The sequence below is a fragment of the Archangium sp. Cb G35 genome (genome assembly GCF_001896145.1).
In the GTDB taxonomy this organism is placed as follows: Bacteria; Myxococcota; Myxococcia; order Myxococcales; family Myxococcaceae; genus Archangium; species Archangium violaceum.
Map to the genome: position 1 here is coordinate 65,574 of NZ_MPOI01000015.1, position 20,716 is coordinate 86,289.

At 69.5% G+C, this 20,716-nt stretch carries 17 protein-coding genes; 13 read left to right on the top strand and 4 right to left on the bottom strand.

Features of this window, described 5'->3' with window-relative positions; all coding sequences use genetic code 11:
• Positions 1–58 precede the first annotated feature (58 nt).
• Together BO221_RS39180 and BO221_RS39185 are read left to right on the top strand one after the other, a co-directional pair.
• A complete protein-coding gene (locus BO221_RS39180; RefSeq protein ID WP_073566011.1) occupies positions 59–640 on the top strand; it encodes an HdeD family acid-resistance protein in 582 nt (193 codons plus the stop codon).
• 42 nt (positions 641–682) lie between these two features.
• Positions 683–1,501: a class I SAM-dependent methyltransferase gene (locus BO221_RS39185; RefSeq protein ID WP_233166460.1), complete on the top strand. Its 819-nt coding sequence runs from the start codon at positions 683–685 to the stop codon at positions 1,499–1,501.
• A 37-nt stretch (positions 1,502–1,538) separates the two neighbouring features.
• On the opposite strand, the gene BO221_RS39190 is transcribed toward BO221_RS39185, so the two are convergent.
• Positions 1,539–2,426: a hypothetical protein gene (locus BO221_RS39190; RefSeq protein ID WP_073566012.1), complete on the bottom strand. Its 888-nt coding sequence runs from the start codon at positions 2,424–2,426 to the stop codon at positions 1,539–1,541.
• Positions 2,427–2,796: 370 nt separating this feature from the next.
• On the opposite strand from BO221_RS39190, the gene BO221_RS39195 reads away from it, so the two are divergent.
• Positions 2,797–5,931 carry an adenylate/guanylate cyclase domain-containing protein gene (locus BO221_RS39195; RefSeq protein ID WP_073566268.1) on the top strand — a complete coding sequence of 1,045 codons (3,135 nt, stop codon included), beginning with the start codon at positions 2,797–2,799 and terminating at the stop codon, positions 5,929–5,931.
• A 19-nt stretch (positions 5,932–5,950) separates the two neighbouring features.
• Here the strand turns inward: BO221_RS39195 and BO221_RS39200 are convergent, their stop codons facing one another.
• A complete protein-coding gene (locus tag BO221_RS39200; protein WP_073566013.1) occupies positions 5,951–8,680 on the bottom strand; it encodes a M1 family metallopeptidase in 2,730 nt (909 codons plus the stop codon).
• Between the two features lie 501 nt (positions 8,681–9,181).
• Here BO221_RS39200 and BO221_RS39205 point away from each other — a divergent pair.
• The 6 genes from BO221_RS39205 (at position 9,182) to BO221_RS39230 (ending at position 13,770) form a co-directional block, all read left to right on the top strand.
• Entirely contained in the window at positions 9,182–9,619 is a 438-nt protein-coding gene (locus BO221_RS39205; protein ID WP_073566014.1) for an N-acetyltransferase, read from the top strand.
• Between the two features lie 57 nt (positions 9,620–9,676).
• Entirely contained in the window at positions 9,677–10,825 is a 1,149-nt protein-coding gene (locus tag BO221_RS39210; RefSeq protein WP_073566269.1) for an alanine--glyoxylate aminotransferase family protein, read from the top strand.
• Positions 10,826–10,860: 35 nt separating this feature from the next.
• The gene (locus BO221_RS39215; protein ID WP_233166461.1) at positions 10,861–11,541 is read left to right on the top strand and encodes a TIGR02269 family lipoprotein; all 681 of its coding nucleotides are present in this window, start codon (positions 10,861–10,863) and stop codon (positions 11,539–11,541) included.
• 21 nt (positions 11,542–11,562) lie between these two features.
• Positions 11,563–12,279 carry a double-CXXCG motif protein gene (locus BO221_RS39220; protein WP_073566271.1) on the top strand — a complete coding sequence of 239 codons (717 nt, stop codon included), beginning with the start codon at positions 11,563–11,565 and terminating at the stop codon, positions 12,277–12,279.
• Positions 12,280–12,348: 69 nt separating this feature from the next.
• A complete protein-coding gene (locus BO221_RS39225) occupies positions 12,349–13,029 on the top strand; it encodes a TIGR02269 family lipoprotein (protein WP_073566015.1) in 681 nt (226 codons plus the stop codon).
• A 24-nt stretch (positions 13,030–13,053) separates the two neighbouring features.
• Entirely contained in the window at positions 13,054–13,770 is a 717-nt protein-coding gene (locus BO221_RS39230) for a double-CXXCG motif protein (RefSeq protein WP_073566016.1), read from the top strand.
• A gap of 23 nt (positions 13,771–13,793) precedes the next feature.
• On the opposite strand, the gene BO221_RS39235 is transcribed toward BO221_RS39230, so the two are convergent.
• Both BO221_RS39235 and BO221_RS39240 read right to left on the bottom strand, forming a co-directional pair.
• On the bottom strand, positions 13,794–14,054 hold the full coding sequence (locus BO221_RS39235; RefSeq protein WP_073566017.1) for a hypothetical protein: 261 nt from the start codon (positions 14,052–14,054) through the stop codon (positions 13,794–13,796).
• Between the two features lie 354 nt (positions 14,055–14,408).
• Complete coding sequence (locus BO221_RS39240) at positions 14,409–16,505, bottom strand: serine/threonine-protein kinase (RefSeq protein WP_143195945.1); 2,097 nt, start codon at positions 16,503–16,505, stop codon at positions 14,409–14,411.
• A 292-nt stretch (positions 16,506–16,797) separates the two neighbouring features.
• Here BO221_RS39240 and BO221_RS39245 point away from each other — a divergent pair, with 292 nt between their 5' ends.
• The 4 genes from BO221_RS39245 to BO221_RS39260 are packed head-to-tail and all read left to right on the top strand — an operon-like array spanning position 16,798 to position 20,709.
• A complete protein-coding gene (locus BO221_RS39245; protein WP_143195946.1) occupies positions 16,798–18,246 on the top strand; it encodes a CHASE3 domain-containing protein in 1,449 nt (482 codons plus the stop codon).
• Entirely contained in the window at positions 18,243–18,695 is a 453-nt protein-coding gene (locus BO221_RS39250; RefSeq protein WP_073566022.1) for a response regulator, read from the top strand. Before BO221_RS39245 ends, BO221_RS39250 begins: the two co-directional genes overlap by 4 nt.
• Positions 18,692–20,341 carry an ATP-binding protein gene (locus BO221_RS39255; protein WP_073566024.1) on the top strand — a complete coding sequence of 550 codons (1,650 nt, stop codon included), beginning with the start codon at positions 18,692–18,694 and terminating at the stop codon, positions 20,339–20,341. Before BO221_RS39250 ends, BO221_RS39255 begins: the two co-directional genes overlap by 4 nt.
• Entirely contained in the window at positions 20,338–20,709 is a 372-nt protein-coding gene (locus BO221_RS39260) for a response regulator (protein WP_073566025.1), read from the top strand. The genes BO221_RS39255 and BO221_RS39260 overlap by 4 nt, the downstream gene beginning before the upstream one ends.
• Positions 20,710–20,716 lie beyond the last annotated feature (7 nt).

Consider the following 20,716-nt stretch of genomic DNA (forward strand, 5'->3'; position numbering starts at 1 on the left):
TACCGCGGAGCACTCCCAGGTTCGTGATGATGCAACCCGGTTTCCCGAGAGGCTCGTCATGCCCATCACCGACTCCAACCTCACCCCCACCCGGAATCCCCGCGGCACGGCGGGCCTGTGGGGCGGTCCCTTCGTGGTGGGGCTGCTCCTGACCCTGCTCGGCGTCGTGGCGTTGGGCGCGGTCGTGCTCACCAGCCTCTTCTCGGTCATCTTCTACGGCGCCATGCTGGCGGCGGCGGGCGTCTTCGAGATCGTCCACGCCTTCCGCATCCGCAAGACAGGGCCCTTCTGGATGTTCCTGCTGGGAGGCGTCCTGTCGCTCGTGGTGGGCGCCATGGTGATGGCCCGGCCGGGCATCGGGCTGGTGGCGGTGACGCTGCTGATGGCCGGGTACTTCTTCGCCAGCGGCCTCTTCCGGGGCATCACCTCCCTCTCGGACCGTTACGAGGGCTGGGGGTGGGACCTGGCCTATGGCCTGGTGTCCGTGGCGCTGGGCGTCATCATCTTCGCCCAGCTGCCCACCTCCTCGTTGTGGGCGTTGGGCGTCGTGGTGGGCGTGGAGATCCTCTTCCGGGGCATCGCCATCATGGCGGGCGCGCTCGTGGTGCGTGGGGTGTTGCACCGGCGCATCCCCACGTGAGCGGAGGGGCCCACGAGCGGGCGCCCTTCCGGGCGTCTGTCCATGAGCGGCACCCCGGGCTACTTCGACGAAGACGCGGGGCGCGCCCGACATTACGCTCTCCTCATGCTCGGTGACGCCTTCCTGCTGCTGCATACGGATTTGCCTCGCGAGGGACCTGGGAGCGATGAGTGCACCCGCGAGGCGCTCCGCCGTTTGCGACCGCTTCTTCCTCCTTCTCCCCAGGTGCTCGACCTGGGGTGTGGCCCCGGCCGGCAGACGCTCGTGCTGGCGAAGGAACTCGGCACGTCCATTACCGCCGTGGACTCGCACGAGCCCTTCCTGAAGCGGTTGGAGGCCGAGGCGGCGGCCCAGGGACTCGGCGACATGGTGCGCACGCGGCGCGCGGACTTCGCGGCGCTCGAGGACGCCCCGGGCAGCGTGGACCTCATCTGGTCCGAGGGCGCCATCTACATCCTGGGCTGGGGCGCGGGGTTGCGGCGGTGGCGCCCGGTGCTTCGCGAAGGAGGCCTGCTGGCCGCCAGCGAGGCGACGTGGCTCACCGACTCGCCTCCCTCCGAGGCCGCCGACTTCTGGCGCGAGGCCTACCCGCGCATGGGCACCATCGCCTCCAACAGCGCCACGGCGCGCGAGGCCGGCTTCGAGGTGCTGGACACCTTCGTGCTGCCGGCTCCGGCGTGGTGGGACGAGTACTACCATCCGCTGGAGGCGCGCATGGCCGCCCTGCGTGAGCGCGCCCGCGGCGACGCGGACCTCTCCACCGCCATCGCCGAGACGGAGCGGGAGATAGAGCTCTACACCCGCTACGGCGCCTCCTACGGCTACGTCTTCTACCTGCTCCGGGCCCAGGGCGGGCGTTGAGGCGCGCCGGGCCCCGGGCCGTGGAAGCCCACGTGTTTCAGCGGCAGGGGCCGCAGTCCAGCGCGCAGTCGTCGTAGCGGTTGCTGCTGCCACAGGACTCGGTGAACTGGCAGATGCCGTCACCGCACACGACGACGTCCTGGGTGCGCAGCCGGGTGGTGATGGGGCGGTAGCTCCTGCCGTCGCGGGTGCAGCGCGTGTAGTACGTCCCGGTGGGGTCCAGCGTGCAGCTCGCCTGACAACTCCCGATGTGGACGAGGGGCGGGCATTCGTTGCTCCCCTCGAGCGCGCACGCCCTCAGGCTGCTCTGCCACGGGGCCAGCGGGGCCTGGTCATTTCCGACGAAGAAGCCCTCGTCGGTGAACATGTTGCCGAAGAAGCACGCCTCGCGCACCGGGAAGTCCGAGAGCTCCGTGGCCGTGTAGGGAATGAGTTGTCCCTGCGCGTTGGCGCCCAGCACGGAGACGCCCACCGAGCGCCCGAACTTGTTGACGAGCGCCGCGACGCACGCGGTGACGAGCTGCTGCTCCTCCGCGGTGGCTGGCGCGCCACCCGACCAGCCCGGCGCCAGCCCCAGGCTCCCGGGCCACGTATAGGTGAACCACCCGTCCGAGAAGGTGCGGGACTGCCCGGCCGGTACGGCGCAGCGGACCAGGTACTTCATGAAGAGGCTCGTCGTCAGCGGGCTCTGCTGGAACCACGAAGTGAAGGTGCTGCTGGCCAGTCCGTTGAACGCCAGTCCATTGAAGGCCAGCCCGTTGAAGGCGAGGCCATTCATGGTGAGCCCATTCATGGTCAGCCCGTTGTCGTCCTCGAGTCCCTGGATGGAGGTGCCCACCTCCGGAGGAGGCGCGGGGGCTTCCCCGTCCACGGGGCCGCAGCCCACGGCGAGTGTCAGCAGCAGTGCTCCGCAAGTGCTCTTCATGATCTTCCCCCCGGAGCCCGCTCGTGAAGTCTCCGCCCCGGATGGCGTGGTGCGAAGAGGGCTCCACGGAAGAAAGTGACGTTGTTTCTGTAACCCCGATACAGCCTCCGGCGCGGGCCGCACTGGAGCGTTGCCGGCGAACGTCCACCGCGTGAAATGGAAGACACCCCCGGGGTGGAGCCGTCGGGCATTGGACGAACGCACCGGGTGTGGCCAGAGGGAGGGGCGGGTGGGAGCCGGCTCGTGTTGAGTGGTGCGTGTGCTCCGTGAGGTGGTGCACGAATGGAAGGTGGGGGGGGCGCGAAATTCCGGCCCCACGGTCATCATGATTCGCAGGCGAGGGGAGCGGGTGATGGGGAGCCTCCTGCACATGTTTCCAACACTCAGCACCACGGATGGCCCGGGAGTCGGGGGGGCTTCGCGGCGGCGCTCTCCGTCCGTCGCGGCTCCCACCGGCACGGTGGCGCTCGTCTTCACGGACGTGCAGGGCTCCACGCAGCTGTGGGAGCGGTGCAGTGGTGGTATGCGGACGGCGCTGGAGGTACACGACCGGGTGCTGCGCGCGCTGCTGGCCGAGCACGGCGGTTATGAGGTGAAGACGCAGGGGGACTCCTTCCTGGTGGCCTTCACCTCGGCGGTGGAGGCGGTGCGCTGGTGCCTCGAGGCGCAGCAGGCGTTGTTGCGCGCGCCCTGGCCGGAGGAATTGCTCGCCGAGCCGGACGCAGCCGAGGAGAAGGGGCCGGGCGGCTGGGTGTACCGGGGCCTGCGGGTGCGCATGGGGGTGCACCTGGGTGAGCCGGAGTGCCGTCTGGACGAGCAGACGGGGGCGATGGACTACGTCGGGAGGATGGTGAACGTGGCGGCGCGTGTGGCGTCGGCCGGCCATGGCGGGCAGGTGCTGGTGAGTGGGGCGGCCTGGGCCCGGGTGGAAGGGGAGCTGGCGGCGCTGGGCCAGCCCCGGGTGCATGCGCTGGGCGAGTACCACCTCAAGGGCATCGAAGAGGCCGTCACGCTGGTGGAGGTACGGCCCGAGGAACTGGCGGAGCGGCGCTTCGACGCGCTCCGGGTGCAGCGGGTGCTGCGGGGCCAGGTGCCGGCCGAGACGGGGGAGTTGATTGGCCGGCGCGAGGAGCTGGCGGCGCTGCGGAGGTGCTTCGACACGCAGGCGCGGCTCGTCACGTTGCTGGGCCCCGGAGGCATGGGGAAGAGCCGGCTGGCCACGCGTTTCGGCAACCAGGAGCTGGAGGCGCGCACCTGGGAGGGCGGGGTGTGGATGTGCGAGCTCACCGACGCGTCGACGGTGGGCGACATCTGCCACGCCATGGGCCAGGCGCTGGGCGTCGCGCTCACCCGCCTCGGGGAGGACAGCGAGCCGGCGGAGCGGCTGGGGCGGGCCCTGGCCGGGCGCGGGGACGTGCTGGTCATCCTCGACAACGTGGAGCACGTCATCCAGCACATGCCGGCCACGCTGGGCCGCTGGCGCGCGCTGGCACCCCGGGCCCGTTTCCTCGTCACCTCGCGCGAGTCGCTGTTGCTGCCCGAGGAGCGCGTCATCGACCTGGAGCCGTTGCAGGTGCCCGAGGAGGGCGAGACGCGCCCGGAAATCCTGGGCCGCTGTGACGCCATGCACCTGTTCGTCGAGCGGGCCCGGGCGGTGCGCGGAGGCTTCGAGCTGACGGAGGCGGAGGCCCCGTTGGTGGCGGACATCGTCCGCAAGTTGGATGGCATTCCGTTGGCCCTCGAGCTCGCGGCGGCACGCACCAACCTGCTGGGCGTGTCGCAGATTCAGGAGCGGCTGTCCCGCCGCTTCGAGCTGCTGCGAGGCGCGCGGCGCGACGGCTCGGCGCGGCAGAGCACGCTGTGGGGGGCCATCGACTGGTCCTGGAATCTGCTGGAGCCGGCGGAGCGGGCGGCGCTGGCGCAGTGCTCGGTGTTCCGCGGGGGCTTCTCCCTGGAGGCCGCCGAGGCGGTGCTCGTGTTTCCTCCGGGTGGGCCGGACGTGATGGAGATCATCCACTCGCTGCGCTCCAAGTCGCTCTTGCGCGCCTATGCGCCGGATGGGCTGCCCGGGGAGTTGCGGCTGGGGATGTACGAGAGCATCCGTCAGTACGCGTCCTCCCGGCTGGCGGAGCGGGGCGAGGGGCCGACGTTGGCGGCGCGCCACGCGAGCTGCTACCTGGCGATGGCCCGGCGGCTGAGCGCGCGGATGCGTGGGGAGGGCGGGGAGCTGGCCTTCCGCCGGCTGGCGTTGGAGCGCGAGAACCTGCTGGCGGCCTGTGACAACGCGCTGGCGGTGGTGCCCGCCACCGAGGGCTCCCTGGAGCGGGCGTTGGGCGCGCTGGTGGCGCTGGAGCCTGACGTGACGGCGCGGGGTCCGGTGGGGATTACGCTGTCGCGGTTGGACCGGGCGCTGGAGCTGGCGTCCACCGTGCACGTGGAGCCGCAGCTGCGCGCCGAGGCGCTCGCGGTGCGGGGCCGGACGCACCATGGCGCGGGCCAGCTCGCCGCGGCCTGGAGGGACCTGGAGGCGGCGCGTTCCGCCTTCGCTTCCCTGGACGCGGTGGACCGGACCAAGCGCGTGCTGGTGGACCTGAGCATCGTGGCCCGCGATGAGGGAGACATGGGCACGGCGTGGGAGCTGGTGCAGGAGGCCCAGGAGCTGCCCTCGCTGGGAGACCGGTGGCTGGACGCGTACGCGGTGGGCAACCTCGGAATCCTGGAGCTGGGGCGCCATGGGGCCGGGGCGGCGCTGCCACACCTGCGCACGGCGCTGGAGCTGTTCCGCGCCGTGGGAGATGTGGCCTTCGAGGTGGGCTTCCTCACCAACCAGGCCATGGCGATTGGCGAGGGCGGAGGCACGTCGGAGGCGGTGGCGCTGTTGGAGGAGGCCATGGAGAAGGCCTCGCGCGTGGGAGACAGGGCCGGGTACGCGCTGGCGCGGGTGAACCTGGGCTGCTTCCTGCTGGACGCGGGCCGGGCGGCCGAGGCCCGCGAGCACCTGGAGGGCGCCGTGCGCATGGGCCGGCAGCTCGGCATGCGCATCCTGGAGGGCGTCGCGCTGGGCGAGCTGGGCCGGGCCCTGGTGGCGCTCGGAGCGCTGGAGGCCTCGCGCGCTTGCCTGTCGGAGTCCATCTCCATCCTGGAACGGGTGTCTCGCTGGCACGCGCTGCGCTTCACCGCGCACCTGGCCTCGGTGCAGGCGGCGCTCGGAGAGCTCGTGGCGGCCCGGGATGGTTTCGCCTCGCTGGAGGTGACGCCCGAGCTGCGCGACGACGCCGTGCTGCGCGAGCTCTCCTCGCTGCTGCGGGCCTCGCTGGACCTGGCCGAGGCCGCGCGGAGTGCCGCGGGCAGCGAGGCGGGGATGAAGTGCCTCACGGAGGCTCGGCGGCGCGTGGAGCGGGCGCGCGGTGCTCCGGCGGAGGCGGCTTCGTCGGACCTGCGCGAGGCCCTGCGGGTGCTCGGCCGGAACGTGCTGGAGGCTCAGGGGGACACCGCCCAGGCGTGAGCGGTGTCCCGGGCGGGCCTCAGCGCTGTGCTGGCGTGTTCACGCCCTTGCCGAGGCCGCGGATGAATTCCCGCACACTCGGCTGATGGCGGCGCTCCGCCTCGATGCACAGCTGAATGGACTCCAGCGCACGGGCGAGCGAGCGGGGTCCACCCTCGATTTTCTCCACGCGGGAGCGCAGGAAGGCCTCGGCCTCGGCGCGCCCCTGCTCGTCGCAGAGGCCTCCCACCATCCCGATGAGCTGGTTCAGCTCATCCGAGCGCATCCGGCTGGAGAGGGTGTCGAACTGGCTCCGGTAGAAGTCCCAGGCCTGGGCGCGCGACTCGGGGATGGAGAAGACGGTGTAGAGGATGGACGTCGTCTCGCGCACGTCGAACGTGTCTCCGGCCACCAGGGAGAGGGCCTCCTTCACGAGCGCCGGGTCACGGAAGACGCCGAGCGCGCTGAGCAGCCGGGTGCGCTCGGTGCGGTCCTTCGCCACGCGGGCCTGGGCGAGCACCGTGTCGAAGAGGGCCTTGTCGCCCTCGCGCGCCGCCACCCGGAGGGCGGTATAGCCCACCTCCGGGTGCACGGCCTTGCGGTCCGCCAGCCACGCGCGGCCGAGCTTGCTGCCCTCCTGGGTGAGTGCGGGGTCCCGTCCAACGATGACCACGCGCCCGAGCAGCTGGAAGCGCAGCTGCTTCACGTCATCGCTCTCGCCCGGCTTGGGCGTCCAGCCCACGGCGCGGGCGCGGGCGCCATAGGTGTCGCGCAGCCAGGCCCGGTAGCGCGAGCGTTCCGCCTCGGGGAGACGCTCGGCCTGGACGCCGGAGAGGAGCTGCACGCCGCGCTGGAGGATGAGGCGCTGGGGGTCCGAGGCGGTGGCGGGGACGAGCTTCAAGGCCTCGCCGAGCGGCACGTCTCCCCGGTCCACGGCGGCCTTCACGTCGGCCAGGAAGGCGAGGCGCTCCTGGGTGCTCAGCGTCCCCGGAGGAACGGAGAGCAGTTGGGCGAGCTGCTCGCGCGAGTAGCTCACGCGGTAGTAGCCGGTGCCGCCGGCGTTGAGGAGGAGCCACGAGGGGCAACCCTGGACGGGCAGCTCCACCTCCGCGGTGGGGGTGGAGAGGAGCGTGCAGGTGCGCGTGGCGTCCTTGCCCTTGCCGGCGCGCAGGCACACGGGGATATCCCACGTCTGCGCGGTGGAGCCGGTGGAGCCGGCGGGGAGGTAGCGCTCCTGGGAGAGTGTCAGCTTCGGCGCCGTGCCCGGCTTGCACTGGAGGCTGGCGGAGACGCGGGGAACGCCGGGCTGGTCCACGTAGCCGCGGAAGACACGGGCCGCGTCGGGCCCGAGCGACTCACCGAGCGTGGCGAGGAATCCATCCGAGTCCGTCACCGCCCATTCGTGTTTGCGCACGTGGGTGCGCAGCGCGTCGCGCAGCCGCTCCGCGCCGAGCCAGCCCTGGAGCATGGAGAGCAGGGAGGCGCCCTTGGAGTAGGTGGTGCCGTTGTCGAAGGAGCCGATGATGTCGTCGTTGGTGGTGATGGGCTTGCGGACCGCGGGCGAGGTGATGAGCGAGTCCGTCTCGAGCGCGAAGGAGGCCGAGTTGGCCTGGCCCTCCAGCGCGTACTGCCAGGCGGGGTCGAACTGGCCGGTGATTTCGTGGTCGAGCCAGGTGGTGAGGGACTCGTTGAGCCAGATGTCGTCCCACCAGCGGCAGGTGACGACGTCGCCGAACCAGTAGTGGGCCAGCTCGTGGATGGCGATGTTCACATAGGACTTGCGGCGCTGGAGCGTCTCCTCGCCGGGGCGGATGAGGGTGAGGGGCTGGCCGAGCGCGACGATGCCGGGGTGCTCCATGGTGCCCCAGAAGCGGGGCACCACCGCCACGTCGAGCTTCTCGTACGGATAGGTCTGGTCGAAGAAGTCCTCGAGCAGGGTGATGATGCGCGGGGTGACGCTGGCGGCGTAGGCCGTCTCGGCGCCGCGGCCCCTGGGGACGATGAAGCGCAGGGGAACGTGGGCACGGCCGATGGTGTCGGCGTCCACCAGATCGAACGGGCCCACCACGAAGGCGACGAGGTAGCTCGGCATGGGGCGGCTCTCGGCGAAGGTGACGCGCTTGAGGCCCCCGGGCAGCGGCTCCTCGGAGACGATGGCGTGGTTGGCGAGCGCCGCGTGCTCCTGCTTCACGGTGAAGCGCAGCGTCCAGGGCACCTTGAAGCCCGGCTCGTCGAAGCACGGGAAGGCACGCCGCGCGTCGATGGGCTCGAAGAAGGTATAGAGGTAGGGCTCGCCGCCCTCTTCCACGGCGTAGATGCCCTGGCTGCGCTCGCGGTCCGCACGGCCGGTGAAGGTGAGGACGAGCTGGGCCGGACCGGTGCCGAGCGTCTCGGGGAGCAGCACGCCGAGCCGGCCCTCGGTGGCGGTGACGGCGCGGGCCTCCAGCGTGCGGCCGTTGACGAGGACGCGGGCCTGCGTCACCTGGAGATCCTGCGCGTGCAGCCACACCTGACGTACCGCTTCACGGACGTCCAGGTCCACGGTGACGGTGCCGGAGTAGGTGGGCTCGGCGGGGAGGAGCGTCAGATCCAACGCGTAGCGCACCGGCCGCACGGAGTCGGGCAGGCGCAGTTGCGGAGGCTGGGGCTCGGGCCATTCCGGGGCGGCGGCCACGGGCGTGGAAGCCGTGGGGGCCGCTGGTGGGGCCTCGGGTGCATGGGCACAGCGAAGGGAGAGGAGAGCGACGAGAGCGACAGGTAACCAGCGCATGGGGCGCGAGGTTATCCGCTCGGCTCGATCCAGAAAAACCCACCGCCGGAAGCGGGGGAAGGGGTCTGCGTCCGAGTGAGGAAGCCGTCTTGGAGTCTCATGCTCTACCGACTGAGCTATCTCCCCCATGAAGGAGGGGGGAGAGCCGGATTCGAACCGGCGGCCCTGAGAGTGACGAGCGTGTAGGGCCTCTTCGGCCGGACGCAAATGCTGTCAGAGAGAAATTGAAACGCCCGAGTGGAAAAGCCGTTTGACTGCTCGATTAATAGTCGAGTGCCTTTACCATTAGGCTATTCCCGCGCATGGTGCGGGAAGTTGGATTCGAACCAACAGAGGTGCGTGTATGACCTCTCCTGCCGGGCGCTTCAAAGCTATCGCGGGGGTTCGGGCGATGCCGCCGTCGTTCCCGCCTACACTTGAAGAGACGCGTTCCGCCGCCGTGTCCTGACACACTCTTTTCCGGGGGATTTTCCGGGCGCTGGGAGGCGCTACCATCGCGGGATGGATTCCCTGGACGCGTTGAAGATGACGGTGGTGGAGGAGCCCTCCAAGGAGGAGCTCCGGGGGCTGATTCGCAGCCTGGTGCGGTACAACGAGACGCGCGCGGTGCCGGAGAACTCGAGGGACCTCGCTGTCCTCATGCACTCGGAGGACGGGAGCCTGCTCGGAGGAGTGATGGGCTATACCCACTGGGAGTGGCTCTTCGTGAGCCACCTGTGGGTGGACGAGCGCCTGCGCGGGCACGGCTGGGGCGGGCGATTGATGGCGAGCATCGAGGACGCCGCGGTGCGGCGGGGTTGCCACTCGGCGCACCTGGACACGTTCAGCTTCCAGGCGCTGGGCTTCTATGAGAAGCAGGGCTACACGCGTTTCGGAACACTGCCGGACTATCCACGAGGCGAGAGCCGCTACTTCCTGAGCAAGCGCCTGACGAAGTAGAAGGCCCCAGGCCACCAACCCCGAAGAGGAGTACCCGTGAGCGAGAGAGATCTGCTGATGATTCCTGGCCCGGTGGAGTTCGACCCGGAGGTGATGCGGGCGCTGGGCATGAAGACGGCCAGCCACGTGGCGCCGGAGTTCATCGCCATCTTCGGGCGAGCGCTGAAGAAGCTGCGCGAGGTGTGCCTGGCGCCGTCGGCGCAGCCCTTCGTGGTGTCGGGCAGCGGGACGCTGGCGATGGAGCTGGCGGTGGCGAACCTGGTGGAGCCGGGCGAGCGGGCGCTGGTGGTGAACACGGGGTATTTCAGCGACCGGATGGCGCTGCTGCTGGAGCGTTACGGGGCGGAGGTGGTGCAGGAGAAGTGCGCGCCGGGCGAGGTGCCGGACGTGGCGGCGGTGGAGCGTGTGCTGGCGAGCGGGCGCTTCAAGGTGATGACGGTGACGCACGTGGACACGAGCACGGGGGTGCTGGCGCCGGTGGAGGCGCTGGTGAAGGCGGCGGGCCGGCACGGGGTGCTGTCGGTGGTGGACGGGGTGTGCGCCACGGCGGGCGAGACGTTCCACCAGGAGGCGTGGGGCGCGGACGTGTACCTGACGGCGAGCCAGAAGGCGATTGGCGTGCCGCCGGGGCTGGCGCTGCTCACGGTGAGCCAGAAGGGGATGAACGCCTGGCGCTCGCGGAAGACGCCGGTGCGCTCGCTGTACGCGGATTTCGCCGAATGGCTGCCCATCATGGAGGCCTACGAGGCGGGCCGAGCGGCCTACTTCGCGACGCCGCCCGTGAATCTGGTGTACGCGCTGGACGTGAGCCTGGGGCAGATCCTCCGCGAGGGGATGGAGGCGCGCTTCGCCCGTCACCAGCGCATGGCGCGGGCCTTCCGGGCGGGCTGGAAGGCGCTGGGGTTGAAGCTGCTGCCGGTGAACGAGTCCGTGGCGGCGAACACGCTGAGCGCGCTGTACTACCCGGAGGGCGTGGACGCGGCGATGATCGGACGGGCGCGCGAGCAGGGTGTGGTGCTGGCGGGCGGACTGCATCCGCAGTTGAAGACGCGTTACTTCCGGGTGGGTCACATGAACGTGGTGGGCCCGGGGGATGTGCTGGCCACGGTGGGCGCGGTGGAGCGGGCGCTCGCGGCGGCGGGCCACAAGGCGCAGCCGGGTTCAGGCGTTGCCGCCGCCCAGTCGGAGCTGCTCACGGCACGGTGAAAGCGGTGCCGTAGCGGTGGTGTAGGGTGGGCGGGATGAGAGTCCTGCCCTGGAAGAGCTGGCTGGCGCTGCTCGGGTTGTTGCTGAGCGCGTGCGCGACGACTCCGGCGCCCGGAGAGAGCGGGTTCGCCGAGGACGTGGACCCCGTGGCCTCGTGGGAGGAGGCCCGGGAGGACCCCAGCTGTGTGGTGCCCCTGTGTGACGAGGAGCGCTGCGCGCTCTGGCGGTGCGAGGACGTGGTTGAGGTGGAGGAGCACCCGGTGGTGCTGGCCCTCGCCAACGGGAGCCTCCGTCCACCTCCGAATCCGACCCGCTGGTGGGGACGGCCGCTGGCGGTACCTGGGGGCCGGGAAGCGGTCTTCGAGATTCCGTGGCACAACTGGAACATCCGTGGCCAGTACGCGCCCCGGGTGCTCAAGCCACCGTGCGTCCGCGCTCGTGAGCCGCTCGAGAAGCACCACATCTTCCCTCAAGCATTGGCCACGTGGTTCAAGCGTAAGCCTATCGACATTCACGCCTATACCATCCGGCTGCCCAAGAGCTTCCACCAGTGGCTACACAGTGGGTCATTCCCAGGAGGGCAGTGGAATGAGGCATGGAGTCGGTTCCAGAGACAGAATGATAATGCAACCATCGAGGAGATCTGGAAGTTCGCAGGCGAACTCATGTCGCGGTTCCGTGTGAACGGTCCACTTGTGTCCTATTATTGTGACTGAGGCAGGATGAGGCGCCTCTCCATGGATTACTTCAGCATTGAGGAAGACAGGACGTCGGTCTACACGGGGTATATCAATGGCACCCACAAATGGGGCCTGCCAGGCATTCTCGGCTGTCCAGGCTGTAAGGCCAGTTGGAGTGCCAGTGCCAAATCGTACCCTTCGGTGGACCTCACTCCAGTCTCTTCCCTGGCCGACTTCGAGGAGCCTCGGGCGGAGCCTATCGAGGAATACGAGAGGCTGCGTGAGTTGGTCCGGCCTTTGTTGCCTCCGGGGGCCTTGGTGGAGCCAGGGACAGAGTTGGGACCGCTCATGGGCAAGGCCCAGGGCCGCTTTGGCCCGCTCGTGACGCTCAACCCATGGGTGCTGCTGATGCAGAGTGAGGCGCTGGAGAAACTCCAGGCCGAGGGTATACGAGGACTCAAAGGTTGTCGCACCCAACTTCGTTTCCGCCAGCGCAATTCGCCCGAACTGCTCGAACTGGAAATCCTTCCTCTGGGCCGATTGCATCAGGATTGCCTGCCCCGGGAGCGTACACCTCCTTGCCCTCGTTGTGGCCGCAGGGGGCTCACGCTTCCCGACGACAGGCTGCTGGACGCGGCTACTGTTCCCCACCACTTGGACCTGTTCCGGCTGGAGGACTTCTCCACCGTGATTGTCTGCACCGAGCGCTTCGTCGAGGCCTGCCGCCGCCTCAACCTGGACGGAGTGAGTTTCCACTCCCTGCCGACGAAGTGAAGCGCTGGGCCATGACGAACCCGGGGGTCGTGTCGAAGCCGAGAGGACCGGTGGTATAGGGTGGGCGGGATGAGAGTCCTGCCCTGGAAGAGCTGGCTGGCGCTGCTCGGGTTGTTGCTGAGCGCGTGCGCGACGACCTCGGCACCCGGAGAGAGCGGGTTCGCCGAGGACGTGGACCCCGTGGCCTCGTGGGAGGAGGCCCGGGAGGACCCGAGCTGTGTGGTGCCTCTGTGTGACGAGGAGCGCTGCGGGCTCTGGCGGTGTGAGGACGTGGTGGAGGTGGAGGCGCACCCGGTGGTGCTGGCCCTCGCCAACGGCAGCCTTCGTCCACCTCCCAATCCGACCCGCTGGTGGGGACGTCCACTGGCGGTACCTGGGGGCCGGGAAGCGATCTTCGAGATTCCGTGGCACAACTGGAACATCCGCGGCCAGTACGCGCCCCGGGTGCTCAAGCCCCCGTGTGTCCGCGCTCGGGAGCCGCTCGAGAAGCATCACATCTTCCCGCAGGAGTTTGCCCTGTGGTTCGTGAGCAAGGACATCGACCATCACGCCTTTACCATTCGTCTCCCCACGAGCTTTCACCATTGGTTACACAGTGGCGGCCCTCGTGGCGGGCAGTGGAATGAGGCTTGGCGGCAGTTTCGGAGGACGAACGATGGCGCCGGTCCGGCGGAGATCTGGCGATTCGCCGGAGAACTCATGTCGCGCTTTGGCGTGAATGGGCCACTCGTGCCCTACTTCTGCTCGTGAGATATGAACAGGTTGCGCGTACGTATGGGCTATTTCAGTATTGAAGAAGACAAGGCATCGCAGTCCACGTGGGACATTCGAGCCGAGCATCAATGGGGGCTTCCAGGCATCCGCCATTGCCCCGGCTGTAATGCTTCTTGGGGGACTGATACCAGAGCATACCCTTCGGTGGACCTGAGTTCGATTGCCCATCTGGCCAAGTTCGATGAGCCCAGAGCTGCAGCGTTCGCCGAATACGAAAGGATGTGCGAGCTGGTACGCCCTCTGCTTCCTCCAGGAGCGCTGCTGCAGCCTGGTTCGGCTTTTGGCCCGCTCGTGGGCAATGCTCAGGGTCGATTTGGGCCGCTCGTGGCGTTCTTCCCGTGGTTGTTGCTGGTGCAGCGCGAGGCGCTGGAGAAACTCCAGGCCGAGGGGGTGAAAGGACTCAAGGGGTGCCGCACCCAACTGCGTTTCCGCCAGCGAAACGCGCCTGAGTTGCTCGAGTTGGAAATCCTCCCCGTGGGCCGATTGCACCCGGATTGCTTGCCTGCTGAGCGTAAACCTCCATGCCCTCGTTGTGGCCGCGAAGGTCTCACGCTTCCCGATGACAGGCTGCTGGACGTGGCTACAGTTCCCAGCCACCTGGACCTGTTCCGGCTGGAGGACTTCTCCACCGTGATTGTCTGCACCGAGCGCTTCGTCGACGCCTGCCGTCGTTTGGGCCTCGACGGCGTGGCCTTCCAGCCCCTGCCCACCGCCTGACCTGGTGCTTCGACTACATGCCGTCATTGGAGCATGATGTTGTCGAACACAGCGAGTCGCTCTACACCGCCCTCGCCTCGTGAGAGGATGAGTTGATGGGGGGTTTTATGGATTTTGTGGAGATCCACGGTGCCCTGCAGGAGTAGGCGCAGGACTCCTTCCGAGGAATCAGGTGCCTGCCAGATACTGAGCCAGGAATCGTTACGGCCCACCTGCAACGCCGCGTGCGTCATCTGCCTGGCGGTACTGGCAAGAGAGTGCGTCAATTCCACCTGCAGCAGCATGTGTGTTTTCGACGGATTCTGGGCATGGATGCTGTGGTAGACGACGACTCTTCGTAGACCCTGTAGATCTGGTGTCCACGTGATGCGCCGAGTGATGTCCCAGACGGAGAATGGACCTTCTGGCTCCATTCTGGAGAATGCCTCGGCCGCGAGGCGTCCCTGCTGGCCAGGGCACTCCTGGGAGTTCGGCTCCTGGTGGGAGTTTGAGGAAGGCCTGGTGGAAGGCCCATCTTGTTGCTCGGATGGATGAACATCTGGTGCGGCGGCTTTTCCGAGGAGGAGCCCCATCACCAGGAACTGGCCGAGAGACATTGAGAACACGGAGGGATTGTTTTCCGCAAGTGCGAGGAGCGCTCATTCGTGAAAACGCGTCACGGCCTTGAGCTGGACTCGAGGCACCACCCAGATGAAGCCGCCCGGGAACGGCTTCGTCGGGTCTCGTCCGAAGTGGGGAACCCCGGGCTTTCCGTCGTACCAGACCTCCATGCACACGGGGACCTGGTTGGCTCCGATAGCGAAGGGACTGAAGTTGACGAGACGAGTATAGACGCGGTCTTCCACGATAATGCTTGCTCCGCCGAATCGGCCAAGCGCGCCGAGCCCACCCCAGTCGGAGCGGAGTTCGACTCCGGTGCCATTCAATGGCACCGACATCTTCTCTCCAATCTTCTCCAGGGGACGCCGAGACTCTTCCTGGTTGAGGCCAGAGCCATAGACGGCATCATGGAGGCTCCCGATGGCAATGCCATGCTCCTTCATGGATTTGACAAATGAGGGGGGGCACTCCAAGAGATCCTCAGCCTCGTAGAAGATCCCGGTCTTGACGAAGTTCTCGTGGAAGGCCTTGTTGTGGACGGAGGTGCAGCCCGCCGCCAGGGCGGCGATCGCACCCATGCTCAGGCAGGCGCTGATGCTCGGCCGCGTCTTCCTGGCCTGGGTCGGAGTGGGGGGGGGCGGTGGATTCTTCTGTGACATGTCTTTCTCGCTGTGTCTGGCGTTGATGACGGGCGCGGCAACGGCCTGTCCGTTGGGCGCCGCGTCCGCCACAACATGCGGCGGTTTCAGCGAGGGCACGACATCTGGGAAAAAAGCATCCCACCGTATGGGAAAGGCTTCGGGTGACATGAAAGGTTGGGTCCTCGCCACTACCTCGGAGGACATGTCCGCCCTCCACGAGGCGAGGACCCACAGCGCAGCGGCCAGCGCGAGGGCTCCCAGCCCCACCGCGCCCAGGCGCCACCCGAACCCCGCCCGGGTTCCAGGGACGGGCACCCGTACCGGGAACTCCGCGCTGGTGGGCTCCGTCTCCCGTTCCGTGTGACTCAGCGCGGGCGCCATCGAGACGCCCATCGCAACCGGCACGGCGCTCGCCTCCCGCGTGGGCACCTCGCCCCGCCGCGGAGGCTGCCGCGCGAGCCTGCTCATCCGCAGCAGCAGATCCTGCCCCTCCGCGAGCCGTCCCTGGGGCCGGGTGGTGGCGTTGTGGGGCGCATGCGGCTCGAACAGCGGCTCGCGCCACGCCTCATCCGCCTCCGCCCTCAGCGTGGTCAGCACCGAGCGCACCTCGCCCGCGTCCGCGTACCGCGCCTCGGGTGACTTCTCCAGCATGCGCAGGCACAGGCGCTCCAGTGCCTCCGGTACCCACGGGTTGAGCTCGCGCGGAGGCGCGGGCCTCTCGTTGAGCACCGCCGCGCCGATGGCCAGGAAGTCCGGGCCGGTGAAGGGCAGCCGGTCCGTGAGCACCCAGTACAACTGCACGCCCGCCGCCCACAGGTCATCCGCGCGGGTCGGCGAGTAGCGCACGCCCGCGTCGCCCATGTGGTGGCGGAAGAAGTCCCAGGCCTCGGGGCCGCGGTACTCCGGGGTGCCCGGGGGTAGCACCGAGCTCGTCAGCGTGGGCGCCCCCAGGTAGGCGCCCGCCCCGAAGTCCACCAGCACCGGCCTGCCGTCCCCGGCGCGCACCAGGATGTTGGAGGCCTTCACGTCCCGGTGCAGCACGCCCGCGTCGTGCACCGCCTCCAGCGCCTCCATCAACCCCCGCATCAGCTCCACCACCTCGAGCGCCGACGGGTTGCTCCCGCGCACGTGCTCGTCCAGGGGCAGCCCGTCCACGTATTCCATGATGAGCACGCGGACGCGGGGCTCCTCCTCCGGCCAGTCGACGTACCCCAGCAGCCGCACCACGCCGGGGTGCCTCATCCGGCGCAGCACGTCCACCTCCCGCTCCTCCCACCCCCGCGAGCGCTCCAGTGGCAGCACCTTCAGCGCGACGAGGCTCGTGGCGGCGTGCGCCAGGTACACGGTGCCGTAGCCCCCCGCGCCCAGGCGGCGCACCACCTCGTAGCCGGCCACCCGGGTGCCCGGGTCCAGCACGGGAGGGGGTTGCCGCCGGGGTCCGGGGCGGGCGCCACGCTGGGCGGAACGGGAGGGGGACATCGGGTTTTCAGCCATGCGGGTGACCTCCAGCGTCGTCCCCACACCGCGAGGCCGTGGCGCTCCCGCCGCGGGCGCCTCCCGGAGGTGAACCGACACGTCATGCGGCCGGACACTACTCACGGAATCACCCCGCAGGCTACTGCGGAGGTCACCTCACCTCGCATCCCGGGTTCCACGGCCGGTGGGCGGGTCCTGGCTTCCGGAGGGCACCTCCCGCTTCCCGGGCGAGCCTCCGGCCCCTGTCCGCTCGCCGTGGCCGGTGGCACGGGTTGAAGGGTCCTCCCCGGACCCCAACCTTCACGGGGACGTGTCTTCCACTTCCCGCCACGTGATGCCCCTGACCGACCCCCTCCGTTTCCGCCGGCTGCTGCTGCGCGCCATCCTGCTTCCGGTGGGCCTGCTGCTGGTGCTCGCGGGCATCCTCATGTGGACGGTGAACGGCCTCATCCTGGCCCAGGAGAAGGCGCGCCATTACCAGGTGGCCGTCACCCGGTTGGAGCGGGTGCGTCTGCTCTTCATCGACCGGGAGACGGGCGTGCGCGGCTATCTGCTCTCTGGCGACCCCTCGTTCCTGGAGCCCTACCAGGCCGCCGGGCAACGGCTCCCCGTGGCGCTCGAGGAGCTGGAGCAGGGCCTCGAGGGCGCGCCCGAGCAGCGGGCCTGGATGGAGGAGGTGCGTGGGCGCTGGCGGGAATGGGAGCGGGTGGCCGACGAGCAGCTCTCCCTCTTCCGCCAGGGGGGCGACTGGCTGTCCCTGGTGCGCTCGGGCGCGGCCAAGACCCATATGGACGCGCTGCGCTCGACGCTGGACACCATCCGCGCCGAGGAACTCCGGCGCGCCACCTTCCAGGGCCTGGAGGCCGAGCGAGCGGGGCGCACGGTGCTCATCGCCGGCGGGCTGTGGGCGCTCGCCGTGGGGGTGCTGCTGGCCTGGCTCAGCCGGCGTCAGCTCCTCACCCTGGCCCGGGGCTATGACGCCAGCCTCGCCCAGGTGCGTGCCCAGGCGGACGCCCTGCGCGCCAGCGAGGCCCGGCTGGAGTCTCGCGTCGCCCAGCGCACCCTCGAGCTCACCGCCGCCAACAAGGAGCTGGAGTCCTTCAGCTACTCCGTCTCGCATGATTTGCGCTCGCCCCTGCGCGCCATCGACGGCTTCGCCCAGGCGCTGCGCGAGGACGAGGGCGAGCGGCTGTCTCCCGAGGCCCTCCGGCTCCTCACGCGCCTGCAGGGGGCCGCCACGCGCATGGGCCAGCTCATCGACGACCTGTTGCAGCTCTCCCGCGTCACCCGCGCCGAGCTGCGCCGCGAGCCGGTGGACCTCAGCGCGATCGCCACCTCGGTACTCCAGGAGCTGCGCCAGCGCGAGTCCGGACGTGACGTGACATGCTCGGTCCAGCCCGGCCTCTCCGTGCGGGGCGACCCGCGGCTGCTCCGGGTGCTCCTGGAGAACCTGCTGGGCAATGCGTGGAAGTTCACCAGCAAGCGCTCCGGGGCCCACATCGAGCTGTTCGCGGAGACGGCCGGCGGGGTGACTCACTACGCTGTGCGCGACAACGGGGTGGGGTTCGACATGGCGTACGCGGGCAAGCTCTTCAGCCCCTTCCAGCGGATGCACAAGCCCTCCGAGTTCCCGGGCACGGGCATCGGGCTGGCCACGGTGCAGCGCATCGTCCACCGGCACGGCGGGGACATCTCCGCCCAGGCGGCCCCGGGCGGGGGCGCCACCTTCCGCTTCACCCTCCAGGAGGCACTCGCATGAGCAGCCCACAAACCATTCTCCTCGTGGAGGACAACCCGGACGACGTGGACCTGACGCAGCGGGCCTTCCAGCGCGCGGGCGTCACCCATCCCCTGGAGGTGGTGGAGGATGGGATGGATGCGCTCGACTACCTCTTCGGGCGTGGCGCGTTCTCGCACCGGGTCCACGCGCCGCTGCCCGCCCTGGTGCTGTTGGACCTCAAGCTGCCGCGCATGGACGGGCACGCGGTGCTGCGTCAGATTCGCGCCGATCCGCGCACCCGCTTCCTTCCCGTGGTCATCCTCACCTCCTCGGACGAGGAGAAGGACCTGGTGGAGAGCTACAGCCACGGCTGCAACAGCTACGTGCGCAAGCCGGTGAGCTACAACGAGTTCGTCGAGGCGGCGCGCCAGCTCGGCGTCTACTGGCTGGAGCTCAACCGCTCCCCGCAGCCGGGGGTGTCTGGATGACGAGGCCGCTCCGCGTCCTGCTGGTGGAGGACAACCCGGACGACCAGGAGTTGGTGGAACGCGAGCTGCGCCGGGGAGAATTCGAGGTGTCCTGCCACAGGGTGCAGTCGGCCGAGGAGATGCGCGCGGCGCTCGAGCCCGGGGCGTGGGACGTCATCCTCTCGGACTACCGCCTGCCCGGCTTCAACGCGCCCGCCGCGCTGGAGCTCCTTCACGACAGCGGCCTGGACATCCCCTTCATCGTCGTCTCGGGCAGCGTGGGCGAGTTCGAGGGCGAGGAGGTGATGAAGGCGGGTGCCCGCGACTACTTCTCCAAGGCGCTCCTCACCCGGCTGCCGGTCGCGGTGGCGCGCGAGGTGGAGCAGGCCCGGCTGCGTCATGATCGCGCCCGGGCCGAGCGGGACCGGAACCTGCTGGCCCGCGCCGGGGAGGTGCTGGCCGGCTCGTTGGATTTGCAGGAGACGCTGGACAAGGTAGCGCGCCTGCCGGTGCCGGAGCTGGCGGACTGGTGCGCCGTCTACTTCTCCGAGGATGGAAGGCACCTCCGGGTGGCGTCCCTGGCGCACGAGGACCCGGAGCAGGTGGAGCGGGCCTTGGAGCTGGACCGGCTCTTCCCCCTGGAGCCGGATGCCCCCTCGGGTCCGGCGTATGTGTTCCGGACGGGCGAGCCGCGGGTGGTGCCGGACGTTCCCCCGGAGCGGCTGGCGGCGGTGGCGCGCTCCCCGGAGCACCTGCGCCGGTTGCTCGCGCTGGGGTTGCGCTCCTTCGTCCATGTGCCCCTGGTGGGACGCATGGGCTCGCTGGGCGTGGTGACGCTCGGCATCACCGGGAAGACGCGGCCGCGCTTCACGCAGGTGGATCTGCCCGTGGTGCAGGAGCTGGTGCGCCGCGCCGCGCTGACGCTGGAGAACGTGCGCTTGTACCGCGAGTCCCAGGAGGCCATCCGCCTGCGCGACGAGTTCCTCGCGGTGGCGGCCCACGAGCTGCGCACCCCGCTCACCACGCTGGGCCTGCAACTGAGCACACTGATGCAGCGGGCGCGGCGCGAGTCCTCCCCGGAGATGGTGGAGCGGCTGGACAAGGGACTGCGCCAGGTGAAGCGGCTGGGCTCGTTGGTGGAGACGTTGCTGGATGTGTCGCGGCTGTCCACCGGGCAGCTGTCCCTGACGCTGGAGGGGGTGGACCTGGTCGCGCTGGTGCGCGAGGTGCTGGAGCGCTTCGATGCGGAGTCCCGGTCCGTGGGCTGCGCGTTGCGGCTGGAGGCGGCCCGGGAGCTCGTGGGCCAGTGGGACCGGATGCGGGTGGAGCAGGTGGTGGCCGGACTGGTCTCCAACGCGCTCAAGTTCGGGGCGCACCAGCCGGTGGACGTGCGGGTGGTGTCGGACGGCGAGGTGGCGCGGGTGATGGTGGAGGACCGCGGCATTGGCGTGCCGGAGGCGCAGCTCGAGCGTATTTTCGAGCGCTTCGGCCGGGCGGTATCCTCGCGTTCCTACGGGGGGTTGGGGTTGGGGCTGTACCTGGCGCGGCGGGCGGCGGAGGCGCATGGGGGCCGGGTATGGGCCGAGCCGCGTCCGGGTGGAGGGGCCCGTTTCACCCTGGAGCTGCCCCTGCGCGCCGCGGGCAAGATGGTGGAGGAGTCCACATGACGCGTCCCTTGCTGGTGGTGGATGACGACACGGATCTGCGCGAGGCGCTCGAGGAGGTGTTGCGAGACGCGGGCCACGCGGTGGTGGGAGCGGGCAATGGCCGCGAGGCGCTGGAGGTGCTCGCGCGGGCCCGTCCGTTGCCCGGGCTGGTGCTGCTGGACATGATGATGCCGGTGCTGGACGGGCTGGGCTTCGCCCACGAGATGCACGCGGTGCCCGAGTGGAAGGACATCCCCATCGTCATCTTCTCCGCCTCGGCGAGCAACGCGGCGGTGGCCGAGGAGGTGGGGGCGTGTGCCTACCTGCGCAAGCCGGTGGACGTGGAGGTGCTGGTGGAGACGGTGGGCCAGCACTTCCAGCGCGAGTGAGAGACGC